The 16,177-nt window shown below is 68.5% G+C and carries 15 protein-coding genes; 4 read left to right on the forward strand and 11 right to left on the reverse strand.

Annotation, left to right across the window (positions count from 1 at the left end; genetic code table 11):
• Positions 1-43 precede the first annotated feature (43 nt).
• The gene (locus ACFSKW_RS14995) at positions 44-661 is read left to right on the forward strand and encodes a GNAT family N-acetyltransferase (RefSeq protein ID WP_379572831.1); all 618 of its coding nucleotides are present in this window, start codon (positions 44-46) and stop codon (positions 659-661) included.
• 771 nt (positions 662-1,432) lie between these two features.
• Here ACFSKW_RS14995 and trxA read toward each other — a convergent pair.
• From trxA to ACFSKW_RS15035, 8 genes are all read right to left on the reverse strand, one after another.
• Entirely contained in the window at positions 1,433-1,747 is a 315-nt protein-coding gene (gene trxA, locus ACFSKW_RS15000) for a thioredoxin (protein WP_358132853.1), read from the reverse strand.
• Positions 1,748-1,761: 14 nt separating this feature from the next.
• Positions 1,762-2,694 (reverse strand): thioredoxin-disulfide reductase, encoded by a 933-nt coding sequence (trxB, locus tag ACFSKW_RS15005; protein ID WP_379572832.1) that lies wholly within the window; start codon positions 2,692-2,694, stop codon positions 1,762-1,764.
• Positions 2,695-2,808: 114 nt separating this feature from the next.
• Entirely contained in the window at positions 2,809-3,639 is an 831-nt protein-coding gene (locus ACFSKW_RS15010) for an anti-sigma factor family protein (RefSeq protein ID WP_379572833.1), read from the reverse strand.
• Positions 3,629-4,240 carry an RNA polymerase sigma factor SigM gene (sigM, locus tag ACFSKW_RS15015; RefSeq protein ID WP_354919254.1) on the reverse strand — a complete coding sequence of 204 codons (612 nt, stop codon included), beginning with the start codon at positions 4,238-4,240 and terminating at the stop codon, positions 3,629-3,631. Before sigM ends, ACFSKW_RS15010 begins: the two co-directional genes overlap by 11 nt.
• A 5-nt stretch (positions 4,241-4,245) precedes the next feature.
• Positions 4,246-5,733: a protein kinase family protein gene (locus ACFSKW_RS15020; RefSeq protein ID WP_379572834.1), complete on the reverse strand. Its 1,488-nt coding sequence runs from the start codon at positions 5,731-5,733 to the stop codon at positions 4,246-4,248.
• Between the two features lie 132 nt (positions 5,734-5,865).
• Positions 5,866-7,473 carry a murein biosynthesis integral membrane protein MurJ gene (gene murJ / locus ACFSKW_RS15025; protein ID WP_379572835.1) on the reverse strand — a complete coding sequence of 536 codons (1,608 nt, stop codon included), beginning with the start codon at positions 7,471-7,473 and terminating at the stop codon, positions 5,866-5,868.
• A complete protein-coding gene (locus tag ACFSKW_RS15030) occupies positions 7,470-9,620 on the reverse strand; it encodes a DUF6049 family protein (protein ID WP_379572836.1) in 2,151 nt (716 codons plus the stop codon). Before ACFSKW_RS15030 ends, murJ begins: the two co-directional genes overlap by 4 nt.
• A gap of 46 nt (positions 9,621-9,666) precedes the next feature.
• The gene (locus ACFSKW_RS15035; protein ID WP_379572837.1) at positions 9,667-10,188 is read right to left on the reverse strand and encodes an aminoacyl-tRNA deacylase; all 522 of its coding nucleotides are present in this window, start codon (positions 10,186-10,188) and stop codon (positions 9,667-9,669) included.
• A gap of 110 nt (positions 10,189-10,298) precedes the next feature.
• Between ACFSKW_RS15035 and ACFSKW_RS15040 the strand changes: the two genes are divergently transcribed.
• Positions 10,299-11,702 (forward strand): CCA tRNA nucleotidyltransferase, encoded by a 1,404-nt coding sequence (locus ACFSKW_RS15040; RefSeq protein WP_379572838.1) that lies wholly within the window; start codon positions 10,299-10,301, stop codon positions 11,700-11,702.
• Here the strand turns inward: ACFSKW_RS15040 and ACFSKW_RS15045 are convergent.
• On the reverse strand, positions 11,699-12,985 hold the full coding sequence (locus ACFSKW_RS15045) for an MFS transporter (RefSeq protein WP_379572839.1): 1,287 nt from the start codon (positions 12,983-12,985) through the stop codon (positions 11,699-11,701). The genes ACFSKW_RS15040 and ACFSKW_RS15045 overlap by 4 nt on opposite strands.
• 117 nt (positions 12,986-13,102) lie before the next feature.
• On the opposite strand from ACFSKW_RS15045, the gene idi reads away from it, so the two are divergent.
• A complete protein-coding gene (gene idi, locus ACFSKW_RS15050) occupies positions 13,103-13,687 on the forward strand; it encodes an isopentenyl-diphosphate Delta-isomerase (protein ID WP_379572840.1) in 585 nt (194 codons plus the stop codon).
• A gap of 275 nt (positions 13,688-13,962) precedes the next feature.
• On the opposite strand, the gene ACFSKW_RS15055 is transcribed toward idi, so the two are convergent.
• Both ACFSKW_RS15055 and ACFSKW_RS15060 read right to left on the reverse strand, forming a co-directional pair.
• The gene (locus tag ACFSKW_RS15055) at positions 13,963-15,042 is read right to left on the reverse strand and encodes an inositol-3-phosphate synthase (protein WP_379572841.1); all 1,080 of its coding nucleotides are present in this window, start codon (positions 15,040-15,042) and stop codon (positions 13,963-13,965) included.
• A 13-nt stretch (positions 15,043-15,055) separates the two neighbouring features.
• Positions 15,056-15,631 carry a PadR family transcriptional regulator gene (locus ACFSKW_RS15060; RefSeq protein WP_379572842.1) on the reverse strand — a complete coding sequence of 192 codons (576 nt, stop codon included), beginning with the start codon at positions 15,629-15,631 and terminating at the stop codon, positions 15,056-15,058.
• Positions 15,632-15,764: 133 nt separating this feature from the next.
• Here ACFSKW_RS15060 and ACFSKW_RS15065 point away from each other — a divergent pair, with 133 nt between their 5' ends.
• Positions 15,765-16,151, forward strand: a complete 387-nt coding sequence (locus ACFSKW_RS15065) for a DUF5318 family protein (protein ID WP_379572843.1) — start codon at positions 15,765-15,767, stop codon at positions 16,149-16,151.
• Positions 16,152-16,177: the final 26 nt, after the last annotated feature.

The raw sequence follows: 16,177 nt of genomic DNA on the forward strand, positions 1-16,177 counted from the left end.
CGGTATTCGCGCGCTTTTCCGCCGAGCAACGATTGGGGCAGAGTTGTCGCGTCGGCTGGCCAACATCACTCTGGACAACCTGGATGATCTGCCGCGCCGGTGCCGGCAGTGCGTCTTCTGGGAGCTCGACCCGGTCAGCGGGGAGCGGGCCGTGAAGACGGGTGACCCAGGGCTGGAGAAAGAGGCCTGGATCTCGGCGACGCTGCTGGAGTGGGGCAGCTGCGGAAAGATCGTCTATGTCGACGGGGCGCCCGCAGGGTTCGTTCTCTACAGCCCGCCGCTCTACAGCCCGCGCTCGGTCGCGTTCCCGACCTCGCCGGTCAGCGCGGACGCCGTCCTGCTGATGACCGCCCACATCATCCCCGAGTTCTCGGGCGGCGGGCTGGGGCGGATGCTCATCCAGGGAGTGGCGAAGGACCTGACGCGGCGCGGGGTGCGGGCGATCGAGGCCTTCGGCGACCTGAAGTGGGAGGAGCCGAGCTGCGTGGTGCCCGCCGAGTACCTGTTGTCCGTGGGGTTCAAGACGGTTCGGCCGCATCTGCGGTATCCGCGGCTGAGGCTGGAGCTGAAGACGGCCATCTCGTGGCGTGAGGACGTCGAGGTGGCCCTGGAACGGCTCCTCGGCTCCATGAGCCCGGAACGCGCCCTCCGCCCCGTCTGAGCCCCCTTGAGGCGCTCCTGACCGTCCCGCGTCACCCCGCCCGAGGCGCGCGCCCTGACCCCGGCCACCTGTTGCGTCCCGACCCCGGCCATCTGTTGCGTTCTGACCCCGGTCGTCTGTTGCGTCCCGACCCCGGTCGTCTGTTGCGTTCTGACCCCGGCCGTCTCTTACGGCACGGCCAAGGAGGGCGCCACCGTGGGAGCGGGGCCGGGGCCTGTCCAGGGATACGCGTCACCGTGGGAGCGGGGCTGGGGTGCGTTACGGCGGAACGTCGAGCGACGGCTTCGGGTCCACAGCCCGCACCGTGGCATCGGGCGCCACGGTCGCGCATACGCCTCACTGGTCGACGCAGCGCCACAGCCGGCCGCGCGTAATCCCTCGCTGGTCGCCCAGGCCGTGAGCCTCCGGCAGGCCGGCACCCGCGCTACCGGAACGGACCGGTCCTCTGCAGCCGCCACGTGCCGTCCCACGAGGCGTGCCGTCCCACGAGGCGTGCGGCCTTACGAAGCGGGCCGTCCCACGAGGCGGGCCGTCCTACGAAGCGCGCCGGCCTACGAAGCGGGCCGTCCCACGAGGCGGGCCGCCCTACGAAGCGCGCCGCCCTACGAAGCGGGCCGTCCCACGAGGCGGGCCGCCCTACGAAGCGGGCCGTCCCACGGAGCGTGGGACCGGGGTTCCGGGCGTGGGGCACGTCGTGGCGACCCGGGCCGCAGGAGAACGACGGAGCCCCGAGGGTCAGGTAACCCTCGGGGCTCCGGTGCAGAGAGGCGGCTAGATGATGCCGTCGAGCTCGCGCAGCAGCATGGCCTTCGGCTTGGCGCCGATGATCTGCTTGACGACCTCTCCACCCTTGTAGACGTTCATCGTCGGGATCTGGAGCACGCCGTAGTCGCGCGGAACGTTCGGGTTCTCGTCGATGTTCAGCTTGACGATCTCGAGCTTGTCCCCGTACTCCTTCGAGATCTCCTCGAGGATCGGCGCGACCTGGCGGCACGGCCCGCACCACTCGGCCCAGAAGTCAACAAGGACGGGCTTGTCGCTCTTGAGGACGTCCGCCTCGAACGAGGCGTCGGTGACTGCCTTCACAGTCTGCTCCTTCGTTAGTTCTCGTTGCTTGCGAGCCAGCGCTCGGAGTCGAGCGACGCCGCGCATCCGGTACCCGCCGCCGTGATGGCCTGCCGGTAGGTGTGGTCGACCACGTCGCCGGCGGCGAACACGCCGGCGATGTTGGTCTCGGTGGTCGGCGAGGCGACCTTGATGTATCCCTCGTCATCGAGGTCGATCTGGCCCTTGACCAGGTCGGTGCGGGGGTCGTGGCCGATCGCGATGAACAGCCCGTCGACTGCCAGGTCGCACTCTTCGCCGGACTTGAGGTTGCGCAGCTTGACCGAGGTGACCTTGTCCTCGCCGAGCACGTCGACGACCTCGGAGTCCCAGACGAAGCGGATCTTCTCGTTGGCGAAGGCGCGCTCCTGCATGATCTTGCTGGCGCGCAGCTCGTCCCGGCGGTGGACGACCGTCACCATGCGCGCGAAGCGGGTGAGGAAGATGGCCTCCTCCATGGCGGTGTCGCCGCCGCCCACGACCACGATGTCCTTGTTGCGGAAGAAGAACCCGTCACAGGTGGCGCACCAGGAGACGCCGTGGCCGGACAGTCGCTTCTCGTTCGTCAGGCCGAGCTCGCGGTAGCCGGAACCCATCGCCAGGATGATCGACTTGGCGTAGTAGGTGTCGGTGTGGGTCTTGACGACCTTGGGGTTGGCCTCCAGGTCGACTTCGACCACGTCGTCGGCCGTCAGTTCGGCGCCGAAGCGCTCGGCCTGCTTGCGCAGGTTGTCCATCAGGTCGGGACCCATGATGCCATCGGGGAACCCTGGGAAATTCTCCACGTCGGTGGTGTTCATGAGCGCGCCACCCGCGGTGACGGAGCCTTCGAACACCAGCGGCTTGAGTTCGGCGCGCGCGGAGTAGACGGCCGCGGTATACCCTGCGGGCCCCGAACCGATGATGATGACATTCCGGACGTCGCTCAACGCTCCACGCCTTCCTTCTCTGTTTGCCAGTGGCGTCAACAGATACTAGGCGTCTGTGATTCCCGCTCAACCACAAAGCGGAAGGGCCCGCCGTGGCGGGCCCTTCCGCTGGAGCTAGTTCCAGCTACCCAGTGTGGGCTTGACGATGTTCTTGCACTTGAACGGGTCGACCACGTCGACCCGGACGCGTTGTGCGACCTTGTCCTTCCAGGAGGCGATGATCAGGGCCTCCTGGCCGTTGAACTCGCTCTGGTCGACCATGAAAGGCTTCAGCTTGGTGCGGTTGGAGACCTTGGTGACGCAGGCGGTCACCTTGGTGTCGACGCCGCCGCCTTCGGAGGCCGGGGCGGGACCGAAGAAGACTCGCAGCGGCTGCTTCAGGTCCTGCGCGCTCCAGTTGTAGTCGGTGTCGGTCACGACGTAGCCGAGGCTGGTCTTGGACGGCTGCGGCAGGGCCATGTCGTGCTTCTCCACCGGAGAGGCGCCGCCACCCGCCAGGATGCTCGTCCCGACCGCCGCCGTGCCGACCACGACGGCCGCCGCGGCCGCGGCAACAGCGGGCAGGGCCCATCTGCGCCGTCGGGCGGAGCGCCGCTGTCGTGCTGGGACGATGCTGCCGTCGTCGGCGACGACGCCGAGCCGTACCGGCTCGGGCGACGCTTCCCGGGTCAGCTCATCCCAGTCGGGACTTTCCGCGAGGCCGATGCGCCCCCCGGAAGCCTCACGAGCAAGGGCCTGGTCGATTCGCATCGCGACACCCATCGGCATGGCCGGGGTGGGGGTCGCCGCGAGCACCTCGCGAACCGCCGCCAGGTCGGCCAGGAGCTCCCCGCAGGGGTCGCAAACCGCGAGATGCTCGCGTACCTGTCCGGCTGTGGCAGCGTCCAAGAGACCCTCGGCCAGCTCGGCCAAGATCTCAAGATCGTAGTGCGTATCACCCGTCACGAAGTTCTGCTCCCTTCGCGGATGAGACGCGAGTCAGGTCGGTTCGGTTCCGCAGATGCGAAAGAATTGGGGCAAGTTTCGCGCGACCCCGCGCGCAGCGGCTCTTCACCGTGCCGCTGGGCACGGACAGCACCTGAGCTGCGTCTTCGACGGAGTAGCCCATCATGTCGACGAGGACGAGCGCGGCTCGCTGGTCGGCTGGAAGGAGTTTGAGGGCGGCCGAAACCTCCATGGAGACTTCGCGCTCGCCGGTCTGGTCGGGCATCGGGGTGTCGCGTTCGGCCGCTTCGATCAGCTCGTCGTCGGCGACGGGCCGGACCGATTTGCGGCGCATCCTGTCGAGGCACGCGTTGACCACGATGCGGTGCAGCCAGGTGGTGACGGCCGCCTCACCGCGGAAGCTGTGCGCCTTCCTGTAGGCGGAGACGAATGCGTCCTGTACGGCGTCAGCCGCCTCGTCGGGGTCGCCGAGCGTCCGCAGGGCGACCGCCCACATACGGTCTCGGTGCCTTTTGACTATTTCGCTGAACGCATGCTGATCCCCGTCGAGGTGCCGGGTGAGCAGCTCGGCGTCAGAGGGTGGCTCGGGTGGGGAATTCACAAGGTTTATGCCGTTCCGGGGGAATACACCACTACGTCATAGATGGTGCCATGAAACATCCCGTCCTCCGCGGGAAGACGCGTAAACCAGATCAAAACGTACTGACCGGTTGCGGGTTTGTCGGGCGTCAGCGTGACCTTGCCAGAGGCGTCCTTCTGCTTGGCCACGGTCTTGAGTGCGTCCAGGTCAGGGGAGTCGCCGACCTTCAGCTCGATACTGGCGCCAGGGGTGTCGGGAAGCGTCGCGATCACGTCGGCGATCTTCGTGGACTTGCCCATGTCGAGCAGCAGCCCCACGCCCGGCTTGAGGTTGCCCAGCGTCGCACTGACGTAGTTGGTGGTCTTCCAGAAGGTGCCGGGCTTGCCGTCGATGGCGTCCTTGGCGAGCTCGGGGTGCTCCGCACGGTCGTCGCCGAGCGGGTCGAAGCCTGTGGCGTTCGACGGCTTGACGATCTGCGGCTCCGCGGTCGCCGACGGCGGCGGCGAGCTCTCGGCGACCGGCGGCGGGCCGGGGTTGCCCAGCTTGCGGCCGAGCGTCCACGCGCCGACGCCGACCGCGGCGATCACCAGGAGCACGACGAACGTCATCAGCGCCCTGTTGAGCGTGCTCGGCGGCTTCGGCGGCGACGGCACGTACAGGTGCTGCCGGGTTTCGAGCCCCTCGGAGCGGGAGGCCGTGGTGGGCGTGGGGGGCGGCGGCGGGGGCGCCGGCGTGAACGGGATCGGCAGGGGCCTGGCGACGTCGGCGAGCGCCTCGGCCACCTGGGCGGGACTGGCCAGCGCGCTCTGCCCCCTGCGGGACTCGGGCAGCACGGCCCTGCAGGTGATGGTGTCGAGGTAGCCGGGCACGCCGGCGGTGACCTGGCGAGGGGTGCAGAAGTGACCGTCGCTCATCGGGGCGGCGGGAAGGCCGCCCTCTTCCTCGTCGCCAGGCCAGTGGCCGGTCAGGCCCGCGTAGAGCAGCCGCCCGAGACCTTCGGCGTCGTCGAGCGCGGGGTCGTCGGTGGTGAGCCCGGCGAGTGCGGCGTCGACGCCGACACCGAGCACCTTGACCGTGTTGCCGGTGGTCCAGACGAGGTTGCCGGGGCGCAGGCACAGATGGTGAAGGTCGTGCTCGTGCGCGTGGGCCAGCGCCTCGGCCGCCTCGGCGACCAGCGCTGCGGCCCTCTCGGGCTCCATTGGGCCGCCTGCCAGCAGGTCGGACAGCGAGTCGCCGGTGACCCACTCGCTCACCACGTAGGCGAGCTCGTCGTCCTCGGCGGCGTCGAACACCTGGGTGAGCCGGGGGTCGGTGAGCCTGCTCGCCGCGCGGGCGGCCGTCACCACCTCGGTCACGCGGGGAAAGTCGGAGTCGAAGGTGTGCACCGCGACAGGGCGAGCGAGGATCTCGTCGATGGCCTTCCAGAGGGTCGCGCCCTCGGACTCGCTGACACGGTCCTCCAGGCGGAAACGCTCCGCCAGACGGGTGCCTGGTTCTACCGCTGAGGCGCTCATGACTCGATCACCTGCGTGATGTCACACCACGCAGGCACGCTATGCCGGGTGGATCCGCCCACGCCCCTCCTGCTTCCGTTTTGCCGCGTGTCGGGCACCATGGTAGTGCCGCGCCAGTTCCTCCCGCGCTCCTTAACGGCCTACCCGCCCCGCGACCATTCCAACGATCGAGTGGACCTCCGGGATACGCATCTTGTGCGCGACCACCAGATACAGGGCGCCTCCGAGGCCTCCGCCGACGGCCAGAATGATCAGTGAATTCACCATGCCGAGGGTGCCGAAAACCTGCTGAACCCCCCAGACGGCCCCGAGCGCGAGCACGGCCGTCGGGAGCGCCGCGATGTACATCCTGGTCAGCGCCGAGCCCACCGACCAGCCGCCGAGACCCTGCACGCGCCGGCTGGCCATCGTCCACGCCACGGTCGCGCCGATCGTGTACGCCACGGCGTAGGCGAAGGCCAGCCCCATGACGACGTACGCCGCAGGAAGCGTGAAGTAGGCCACGAGCATGAGCGCCGCGTTGACCGCCGTCGTGCCCGCGCCCACGAACACCGGCGTCCTGGTGTCGCCGAAGCTGTAGAACACCCGGAGCAGCAGTTGGAAGACCGAGAACGGCACCAGCGCCAGACCGAAGACCTGCAGCACGTTGCCGATGTAGATGGCGTTCTCCGGAGAGGAGGCGCCGTGGCCGAAGATCAGCACGGTGACCGCGGGGCCGAGCACCATGAGCATGAGCGAGATCGGCACCATGACCGAGGCGACGAGCCGTACCCCCGAGCCGAACTCGGCGCGCACCTCGTCGAGCCTGCCCTCGCCCGCCGACCTGCTCATCCTCGGCAGTATGGCGGTGATGACGGAGACGCCGATGATGCCGTAGGGCAGCTGGAAGAGCTGGAACGCGAAGTTGTACGGCGTGAGGCCGTGGTCCTTGACCGCCGCCCCGGCCGCGGTGGCCAGGTTGGTCGTGAGGACCAGGCCGAGCTGGGTGACCACCACGTAGCCGATCGTCCAGACGCCGGCCCTGCCCATCTCGCCGAGCCTGGCGTTGCGCACGTCGAACCGCAGGCGGAAGGAGAACCCGGCCCGCTTGAGCGAGATGATCAGGACGACGGCCTGGGCCACGATGCCCGCCGTGGTGCCGAGGCCGAGCAGGGCCAGGTCGCTGTCGGTGACCTTCGAGATGTCGTCGCGGCCGACGCTGACCCCCATGTAGGCCAGCAGCACGATGATGACCACCACGTTGTTCAGGACGGGCGCCCACATGGGGGCGGCGAACCTGTCCCTGGTGTTCAGGATGGCGCCCGCGATGGCGCCGACGCCGAAGAAGGCGAGCTGCGGCAGGATGAACCTGGCCAGGGAGACCGCGACCTCGAACTCCCTGGAACCGGCCCGCCAGTCGGTGTACAGGTCGATCAGCTGCGGGGCGATCAGCACGGCCAGCACCGCCACGACCGTGAGCGCGAGTGTCGACAGCGTGAGCAGCCGCTGCTCGTATGCCCTGCCGCCGTCGGGGTCCTGCTGCTGGGCCCGCACGATCATCGGCACGACCACGCTGCTCAGCACGCCGAGGATGAGCAGGTCGAGGATGCTGTAGGGGATGGTGTAGGCGGCCTGGTAGGCGTCGCCCATCAGGCCGAGGCCGATCGCGGCGGACAGGATGATCGTGCGGACGAAACCCGTGACCCTGGACACCATCGTGCCAGCGGCCATGATCGCGCTGGCTCGCAGCATGCGGCTCATACGTGCTCGTTCTCCCTAGGCTTCGCCGACTTCGCCGCGCGCCGCTGCGACCTGCGCCGCAGTACGCGCATCACCACGGCCGCCAGCATCACCGACAGCGCCGCGCCGACGATCACCAGCGCGATGCCGGTGTAGCCGGTCGCCTTGATCGTCAGCTTGGCCGGCTTCTGGTACGCCTTGTTGTCCAGGGTGCGCAGTCTGATGGTGAGCAGCGAGTCGCCGCTCACCTTGACCCGCATCTTCACCTGGATCGTGCCGCTCTGCTTCGCGCCGATGTCGAGCCGCTGCGGCTTGCCGTCGCCGACGATCTCCAGCAGGTCGGGGGAGTCGGAGGTGACCTGCACGGTCAGCGAGACGGGCTCGTCACGCGCGTTCTTGACGCTGACGGGGATCTGGCCCTCCTCACCGGCCAGCGAGCGCGTCCTCGAGTCCGAACCGGTGATGAAGACCCTTCCGATGCTCTCGTCCACCACCTCGTTGACGCGCTTGACCTCGGCGGAGCCCGTGCCCGTCTTGGTGCGCCACGCCGAAGAGGTCAGCCGCAGCACCGCCGTGTCGAAGACGGACGGCAGGCGCTCGGAGGTGATGCCGGAGGTGAGCGCGGCCTTGGCGGCGACCCGCTTGACGGACGCGAGGTACTTCTTGCTCAGCTCGGCCTTGCGGTCGGTGTCGGTGTAGGTCAGCCCCGCGTGCGGCGCGGACGCCTTGGTCGGCTTGATCGAGCCGAGCGGCACGCTGGTGAGCCACGGCAGGCTCGCTGCCGTCTTCAGCAGGTTGGTCACGTGCGCCGGGTTGGGGTTCCAGCGGCGCGCGGGCGCCACGACGAGAGACCTGGGCAGGGTGCCGCCCTGCTCGCCGGCGATCATCGCCGTCTCCGCGACGAAGCGCTGCTTCTGCAGGGTGGACGAGCCCGGCACGCCCTTCTCGAGCTCCAGCGTACGGCTCAGCACCGGGTCGGCGACGAGCGCCTTGACCGGGCCGGAGACGCTGTCGATGGTGGTGGCGGCGTCGGGCGTGACGGCGGGGAGCGTGTTCGCGCCCGTGTTCGCCGACGTGTTCGCCGAGGTGTTCACGGCGGTGTCCTGGGCCGCATGCGTGGACAGGTTGTCGGCGTTGAGCAGCACCGTGGTGACGCCGCTGACCGTCAGCAGGTCGAGCGCGTCCTCGTCGATCTTGCCGGCGACGGGCCAGGCGGTCGTGGCCGGCACGTCGCGCTTGAGCAGCTCCCTGGCCTTGTCGCCGCCGATCTTGATCGCCTTGGCGGTCTCCTCGTCGAGCCCCTGGTGGGCCAGGGCCGTGATGTCGGGATCGGCGTACGGCGTGGCCACCACCTCCTGGCCGGCGAGCGCCGTACGGATCGCGGCGAGCCATCCGGCGGCGCTGGTGTCGCCGGGCCTGCTGACCTCCGTCCCCGACTTGGGACGCACCTTGTACGGCGCGGTCATCGCCATGACGTCGTCGAGCAGCGCGGGCTCGACGAACCAGGTGACGTTCTTCGGCTGGGACTTGGCGATGCGCAGGAGGTCGGCCAGGCGGCCGTCGCCCAGCAGGGAGGTGCGCAGGTTCTCGTCGATGAAGAGGCCGTTGTCGCTGCGGCGCGGCTGGTCGATGATCGGCAGCGCGAACGCGATCTTGTTCTTCCGCAGCTTGGCGTCCGGCGGCGCGTAGGTCAGGAAGGTGCGGACGTTGGCGGCCGGCTGCCAGCCGTTCGCCAGGACCTCGACGCCGAGCGGGTAGACGCCGAACCTCGACAGGGTGAGCGCCATGGGCGTCGTGGTCAGCTCGAACGGGGTGGAGCCTCCCGCGGGCACCGAGGGGAGGACGAGCGTGGAACTCCTGGAGGCGTAGTCGGAGACGAAGCCGCCCGCCAGGTACTCCTCCATGGCCGCCCTGCCGGTGAACTGCTGCCTGGACGGGCGCAGCCGCACCAGCACGTTGGTGAGGGGCGTCGTGCCGGAGTTGGTCAGCTTGCCGGTCACCTTGATCACGTCGGTCGGCTTGCGCGGCACGTCCGGCGTGATCGACTCGATCGTCAGCCTGACCTGCTGCGCCGTGATCGTGGTGGCAGCCGTGCTCGCCGGCGTCACGACCATGGCGGTGAGCAACACGGCGATGAGGACGGAGAGCAGCGTGGCCTTTCGGATCACGCGTCTGCCCATGGAGGAGTTCGACGCACGCCGCCATGGTACGGGCTCAGTGCCGGAGCGCGACCGCCTCACGAGTTCCCCTCGGACGGATCAGGCCAAGATCCACGGCCTTGCCGCGAACCAGGCGTAGCAGGTCGAGGGCGTGTAGCCGGAGGGCCGTGTGTCGCTCGCCCGTCGGGGTGAAGACGAAGCCGCCGTCGGCGGGCATCCGTTCGTCGATGAGGACGAACAGGTCGTGAGGCAGCAGAAGCGGACAGATCAACCCTGCCGCGTAGTCGGTGGACGCGTTGATCGCGAAGGCGGGGGCGGGACTGATGTTCCTCGAGTCGAGCAGCAGGCCGACCGTGCGAGGAGTGGGGAGGTCGGCGACCGTGGAGACCACGGCGACGGCCTCGCGGCCCAGCCGGGAGTGGCGCTCGAACACCGTCACGGCCACGCACCGCTCCGGAGCGGCGGAGATCGTCGCGGGCAGCTCTTCGGCGCACGTCATGGGGCGCGGAAGGCGTACGATCTCATGATGGACCTGGTGTGCGAGGAGCCAGCGGTGGATCGCGAGGGCGTCCTTCATATGTACGCTCCTTGCCTCGTTCCATGGGCCCCCGACGGTCTCTGACCGACGGTAACCCGGACCCGGTGTGGCTCGGGGGATATGTTCCGCAATAGAAGGACCTACCCAGCTTGTCCGACTCAATAGAGATCTCCCGCAAAATCGCTCCGGTCGCCAACGAACTCGGCGAACTCTTCGCCGCCCGCGGGCACGAGCTTGCCCTGGTGGGCGGGTCAGTGCGCGACATCCTGCTGGGCCGTGCCGGAAACGACCTCGACCTGACGACCGACGCCCGCCCCGAGCGGGTCCTGGAGATCGTCAGAGACTGGGCCGACTCGGTCTGGACGATCGGCATCGACTTCGGCACGGTCGGCGTGCGCAAGGGCGGCTGGCTGCTGGAGATCACCACCTACCGCAGCGAGTCCTACGACCCCAAGTCGCGCAAGCCCGAGGTCATGTACGGCGACACGCTCGAGGCCGACCTGGAGCGCCGCGACTTCGCCATCAACGCGATGGCGGTACGGCTGCCGGGACACGAGTTCGTCGACCCGTACGGAGGCAGGCGCGACCTGGCGGCCAGGATGCTGCGCACGCCGGGCACGCCCGAGCAGTCCTTCGACGACGACCCGCTGCGCATGCTGCGCGCCGCCCGCTTCGCCTCCCAGCTCGGCTTCGCGGTCGCGCCCGAGGCCGTGGCGGCGATGACCGCGATGAGCGAGCGCATCGAGATCGTCTCGGCCGAGCGGATCCGCGACGAGCTCGACAAGCTGGTCTGCGGCGCCAACCCGCGCGAGGGGCTGCGCCTGCTCGTCGAGACAGGCCTGGCCGCGCACGTGCTGCCCGAGTTGCCCAGGCTGCGCCTGGAGATCGACGAGCACCACCGCCACAAGGACGTCTACGAGCACACACTGATCGTGCTGGAGCAGGCCATCGCCCAGGAGGAGGACGGCAAGCCCGACCGCATCCTGCGCTGGGCGGCGCTCATGCACGACGTGGGCAAGCCCAAGACACGCCGTCACGAGCCGGGCGGCAGGGTCTCCTTCCACCACCACGAGGTGGTCGGCGCGCAGTTGACCAAGAAGCGGATGGCGGAGCTGAAGTTCCCCAAGGACGTCGTCTCCGACGTCTCCCGCCTGGTGGAGCTGCACCTGCGCTTCCACGGCTACGGCACGGGCGAGTGGACCGACAGCGCGGTGCGCCGCTACGTGCGCGACGCGGGTCCCCTGCTCGACCGCCTCCACAAGCTGACCAGGGCCGACTGCACCACGCGCAACAAGCGCAAGGCGCAGGCCCTCTCCCGCACCTACGACCAGCTCGAGGAGCGCATCGAGCGGCTCGCGGAGGAGGAGGAACTGGCCAAGATCAGGCCCGAGCTCGACGGCAACGAGATCCAGCGGATCCTCGGCGTCGGCCCTGGCCCGATGGTCGGCAAGGCCTACAAGTTCCTGCTGGAGCTACGCCTCGACAAGGGCGTCATCGGCAAGGAGGCCGCCACGGAGGCGCTGCTGGAGTGGGTGGGCGAGAGCAGGCCCTAGAGAGCCGAGGGGGCGCGCGTCGGCGTGACGATCCGGTAGATCATCGCACCGAGCACGTAGCCGATCGCGATGATCGCGACGGCGACGAAGGACTTGCCGTTCGCCGGCAGGATCGCCGCCGACAGTGCCGCCGCCAGCACGTACATCCCGTTGAACAGCATGTCGTAGATCGAGAAGGCCCTGCCCAGGTAGGCGTCCTCGATGTCGCGCTGCACGCTGGTGTCCGCGCAGATCTTGACGCTCTGCCCGGTCACCCCCAGCACGAAGCCGCCGATCCACAACCCCCACGGCTGGAACGGGATGATGAGCACCGCGCCCAGGACACCCGCGGTGACCAGCATGATCGGCACCCAGCGCTCGATGGGGAACCGCTCGGTCGCCCACGGGGTGATGATCACCGCGAGGAAGTAGCCGAAGCCCGAGGTCACCAGCACGATGCTGATGCCCGACAGCGCGGCGTCGGCGTCGCCGTCGGTGAAGTAGTAGCGGTAGAGGATGATGCCCATCGCGGTCGCCATGCCGTACATGAAGCGGTGGGTGGCCATCGCGCCCATCGCGGCGGCGGCCGAGCGGTGGTGGACGAGGTGCCTGGCGCCGTCGACGAGCCCGCTGACCACGTTGCGCAGGGCCTCGCGCGCCTGCGGGCGGTCGGGATCGTAGGAGGGGCCGAGCAGGTCGCGGTGCATGGTGCGGGCGATCAGCGCGCTCAGCCCGAACACCACGCCCGAGGTGATGAGCAGCAGCGCGGTGCCGCCGTGGCCCGCGCCGAACACCCAGCGCAGCACGATGCCGAAGCCCGCGCCGACGAAGGTGACGACCGTGCCGGAGGTCGGTGTGACCGCGTTGGCCATCATCAGCTGGTCGCGCGGGACCACGTGGGGCAGTGAGGCGCCGAGCGCGGCCAGGAAGAACCTGTTGACGCCGAGCACGCCGAGCGCCGCCGCGTAGAAGTACTCGTCGGGCAGGCCCACCGCGACGAACGCCGCCGCGACCAGCAGCAGCCCTCCGCGCACGACCGGCGCGACGACCAGGATCTGCCGCCGCGACCACCGGTCGATGAACACGCCCACGAACGGGCCGAGCACGCTGTACGGCAGCAGCAGCACGGCGAGGCCGATGGCCACCTGGAGCGCTGTCGTCTGCTTCTCCGGGCTGAAGAAGGCGAAGCCCGCGACGCCGAACTGGAAGATCCCGTCGGAGAACTGCGAGACCAGCCGGGTGGAGAACAACCGTCTGAAGTCGCGGCCCTTCAGGACCACACGGAGATCGGCGGCATAAGACACGACGCCAGCCTAGCCGTCACCCCACGTCCCGACATCGGGGTCAACCCTGAGAGCGGTGGCGTGACAGATGTTGAAAAGTGTTCCAGCTAACCGTCATGATCACGTACGCTACAGACTGTGACTCCTGACGAACTCGTGGTGTTGGTCGACGGCGACGGCAACGCGATCGGCACCGCACCCAAGACGTCGGTGCACGGTCCTGACACACCACTTCACCTGGCCTTCTCCAGCTACGTCTTCGACGAGGGCGGCAGAGTGCTGCTGTCCAGGCGGGCCTCCCACAAGGTCACCTGGCCGGACGTGTGGACCAACAGCTGCTGCGGCCACCCGCTGCCGGGCGAGTCCCTCGACGACGCGGTGGTGCGCAGGCTCTCCTACGAGCTGGGCCTGGTCGTCGACCACGTCGACCTGATGCTGCCCCGCTTCTCCTATCGAGCGATCATGGGTAACGGCATCGTCGAGCACGAGCTCTGCCCCGTCTACCGCGTCCTGACGACCGCGCCCGTGCGGCCGAACCCCGAGGAGGTGGGGGAGGTGCTGTGGATGCCGTGGAAGGAGTTCACGGCGGGCGTGATGTCGGGCCTGCTGGCGATCTCGCCATGGTGCCGCGACCAGGTGCCCCAGCTCGACGACCTCGGCGCGGACCCGCTGGCCTGGACCCCCGCGACGGCCGCCGACCTGCCTCCCGCGGCCCGCCGGTGAACGTTCCCGCTCGCGTGCCCGGGCCCGCCACGGCGCACAGGAGAACGGCGCCAACGGAAACGGCGCCAACGGAAACGGGGCCGCGGGCAACGGGCCGAAGGAAACGGCACCGCGGGTAGGGCGCGCACGAAGAACGCCGACGTGTCGTCGGTGAGGGGAGCCCGCGCGCTGGAGCAGCGCGCGAAGACCGACCCCTGCCACGACGAGACGCCGGCGCTACGTCGGCTTGCCGTACGGGATGGCCGGCCGTAGGGGTGGCCGGCCGTACGGGATGGTCAGCGCTCGACTTCGCCGCGGATGAACTTCTCCACGTAGTCGCGCGCCTCGTCGTCGGAGTACTGCTCGGGCGGCGACTTCATGAAGTAGGAGCTGGCCGACAGGATCGGCCCGGCGATGCCCCTGTCGAGGGCGATCTTCGCCGCGCGGACCGCGTCGATGATGATGCCCGCCGAGTTGGGCGAGTCCCACACCTCGAGCTTGTACTCGAGGTTCAGCGGGGTGTCGCCGAACGAGCGGCCCTCCAGACGGACGTAGGCCCACTTGCGGTCGTCGAGCCACGGCACGTGGTCGGAAGGACCGATGTGCACGTCGGCCCTGGCCATCTCGTGCGGGATCTGCGAGGTGACCGACTGCGTCTTGGAGATCTTCTTCGACTGGAGGCGCTTGCGCTCCAGCATGTTCATGAAGTCCATGTTGCCGCCGAAGTTGAGCTGATACGTGCGCAGCAGCTCGACACCGCGGTCCTCGAACAGCTTGGCCATCACGCGGTGCGTGATGGTGGCGCCGACCTGCGACTTGATGTCGTCGCCGACGATCGGCACGCCCGCCTCGGTGAACTTCTCCGCCCACTCGGGGTCCGAGGCGATGAAGACCGGCAGCGCGTTCACGAAACCGACCTTGGCGTCGATCGCGCACTGGGCGTAGAAGCGGTCGGCCTCCTCCGAGCCCACCGGCAGGTAGGACACCAGGACGTCGACCTGGGCGTCCTTCAGCACCTGCACGACGTCGACGGGCTCTTCGTCCGACTCCTCGATGATCTCGCGGTAGTACTCACCGAGACCGTCGAAGGTGTGGCCGCGCTGGACGATGACACCCGTCGGCGGCACATCCGTGATCTTGATGGTGTTGTTCTCGCTGGCGACGATCGCCTCGGACAGGTCGCGGCCGACCTTCTTGGCGTCCACGTCGAAAGCGGCGACGAACTCGACGTCGCCGACGTGGTACTCACCGAACTTGACGTGCATCAGACCCGGCACTCGTGTGTCCGGGTCGGCGTCCTTGTAGTAGTGGACGCCTTGAATCAGCGACGCCGCGCAGTTGCCGACACCGACAACGGCTACGCGTACCGAACCCATCGCACTCGCTCCCTTACTCATCTGATGACGTATCTTTCGCGGGCTCCTGTGAGGCCCTGCGTTCTGTTGCGATCAGCTCATTCAGCCAGCGCACCTCGCGTTCGACCCCTTCCAGGCCGTGCCGTTGAAGCTCCAGCGTGTAGCTGTCCAGGCGCTCCCTCGTGCGGGCCAGCGCGGTGCGGACGCTGTCGAGTCGTTCCTCCAGCCGGCTGCGGCGTCCTTCGAGGATGCGCAGCCGTACCTCGGCCTCCGTGTGCCTGAAGAAGGCGAAGTGGACACCGAAGCTCTCGTCCTCCCACGCGGACGGGCCCGCTTGGGTGAGCAGATCCTGCAGCCGCTCCTTGCCGTCGGCTGTGAGTTTGTAGACGATCTTCGACCGTCCTCCCACAGCCTCCGTCGGGCGTTCCTCCGCGATGAGCCCCTGTTCGAGCAATGACTTCAGGCACGGATACAGCGAGCCGTAGGAGAAGGCCCTGAACATTCCCAGCAGCGCGTTGAGCCGTTTGCGCAGCTCGTAGCCGTGGAGCGGGGTCTCGTGCAGCGACCCGAGCACGGCGAGTTCCAGGACTCTGCCCTGTCCGCTGGCCAAGGGAACCGCCTCCTCTCGCGTCGATGTATCGAGTCGATACATCTTCAGGATACGTCGTCTCGCTATATCACTGCAATTAACGGATTCCCCAAGAGGTTGGGAGCAATCGGTAAAAAGCCGTAGTCTGGCGCGCATGTGGTCACAGCGAGGGGTGGTGGACTACGGACTTGCGAAGCGGGCGGCGGTGCGCTCGCTTCGTTCCGGGCGTGCCTCCACCCGTGAGATCTGTGACGCACAGCCGTATCTCCTTCGCGCGGCACGACACTTCGGCGAACTGACCGAACGCCCCTGCCCGGTGTGCGAGAGAGAGAACGTCACCAACGTGACCTATGTCTACGGGGATTCGCTGGGGCGACATGCCGGTCGTGCAAAGGCCACGTCAGAGATCCTCGAGATGGCCCATGATTACGAGGAGTTCCGGGTCTACGTGGTCGAGGTCTGTCAAGGTTGTTCCTGGAACCACCTGACCGTCTCCTATGTCCTCGGCAACGGGCCACCCGACGGCGTCGGCACCACCTGAACCGAGGACGGCGCCCGCCGTGCAAG

It is taken from the genome of Nonomuraea mangrovi (assembly GCF_042681425.1).
GTDB lineage: Bacteria > Actinomycetota > Actinomycetes > Streptosporangiales > Streptosporangiaceae > Nonomuraea > Nonomuraea mangrovi.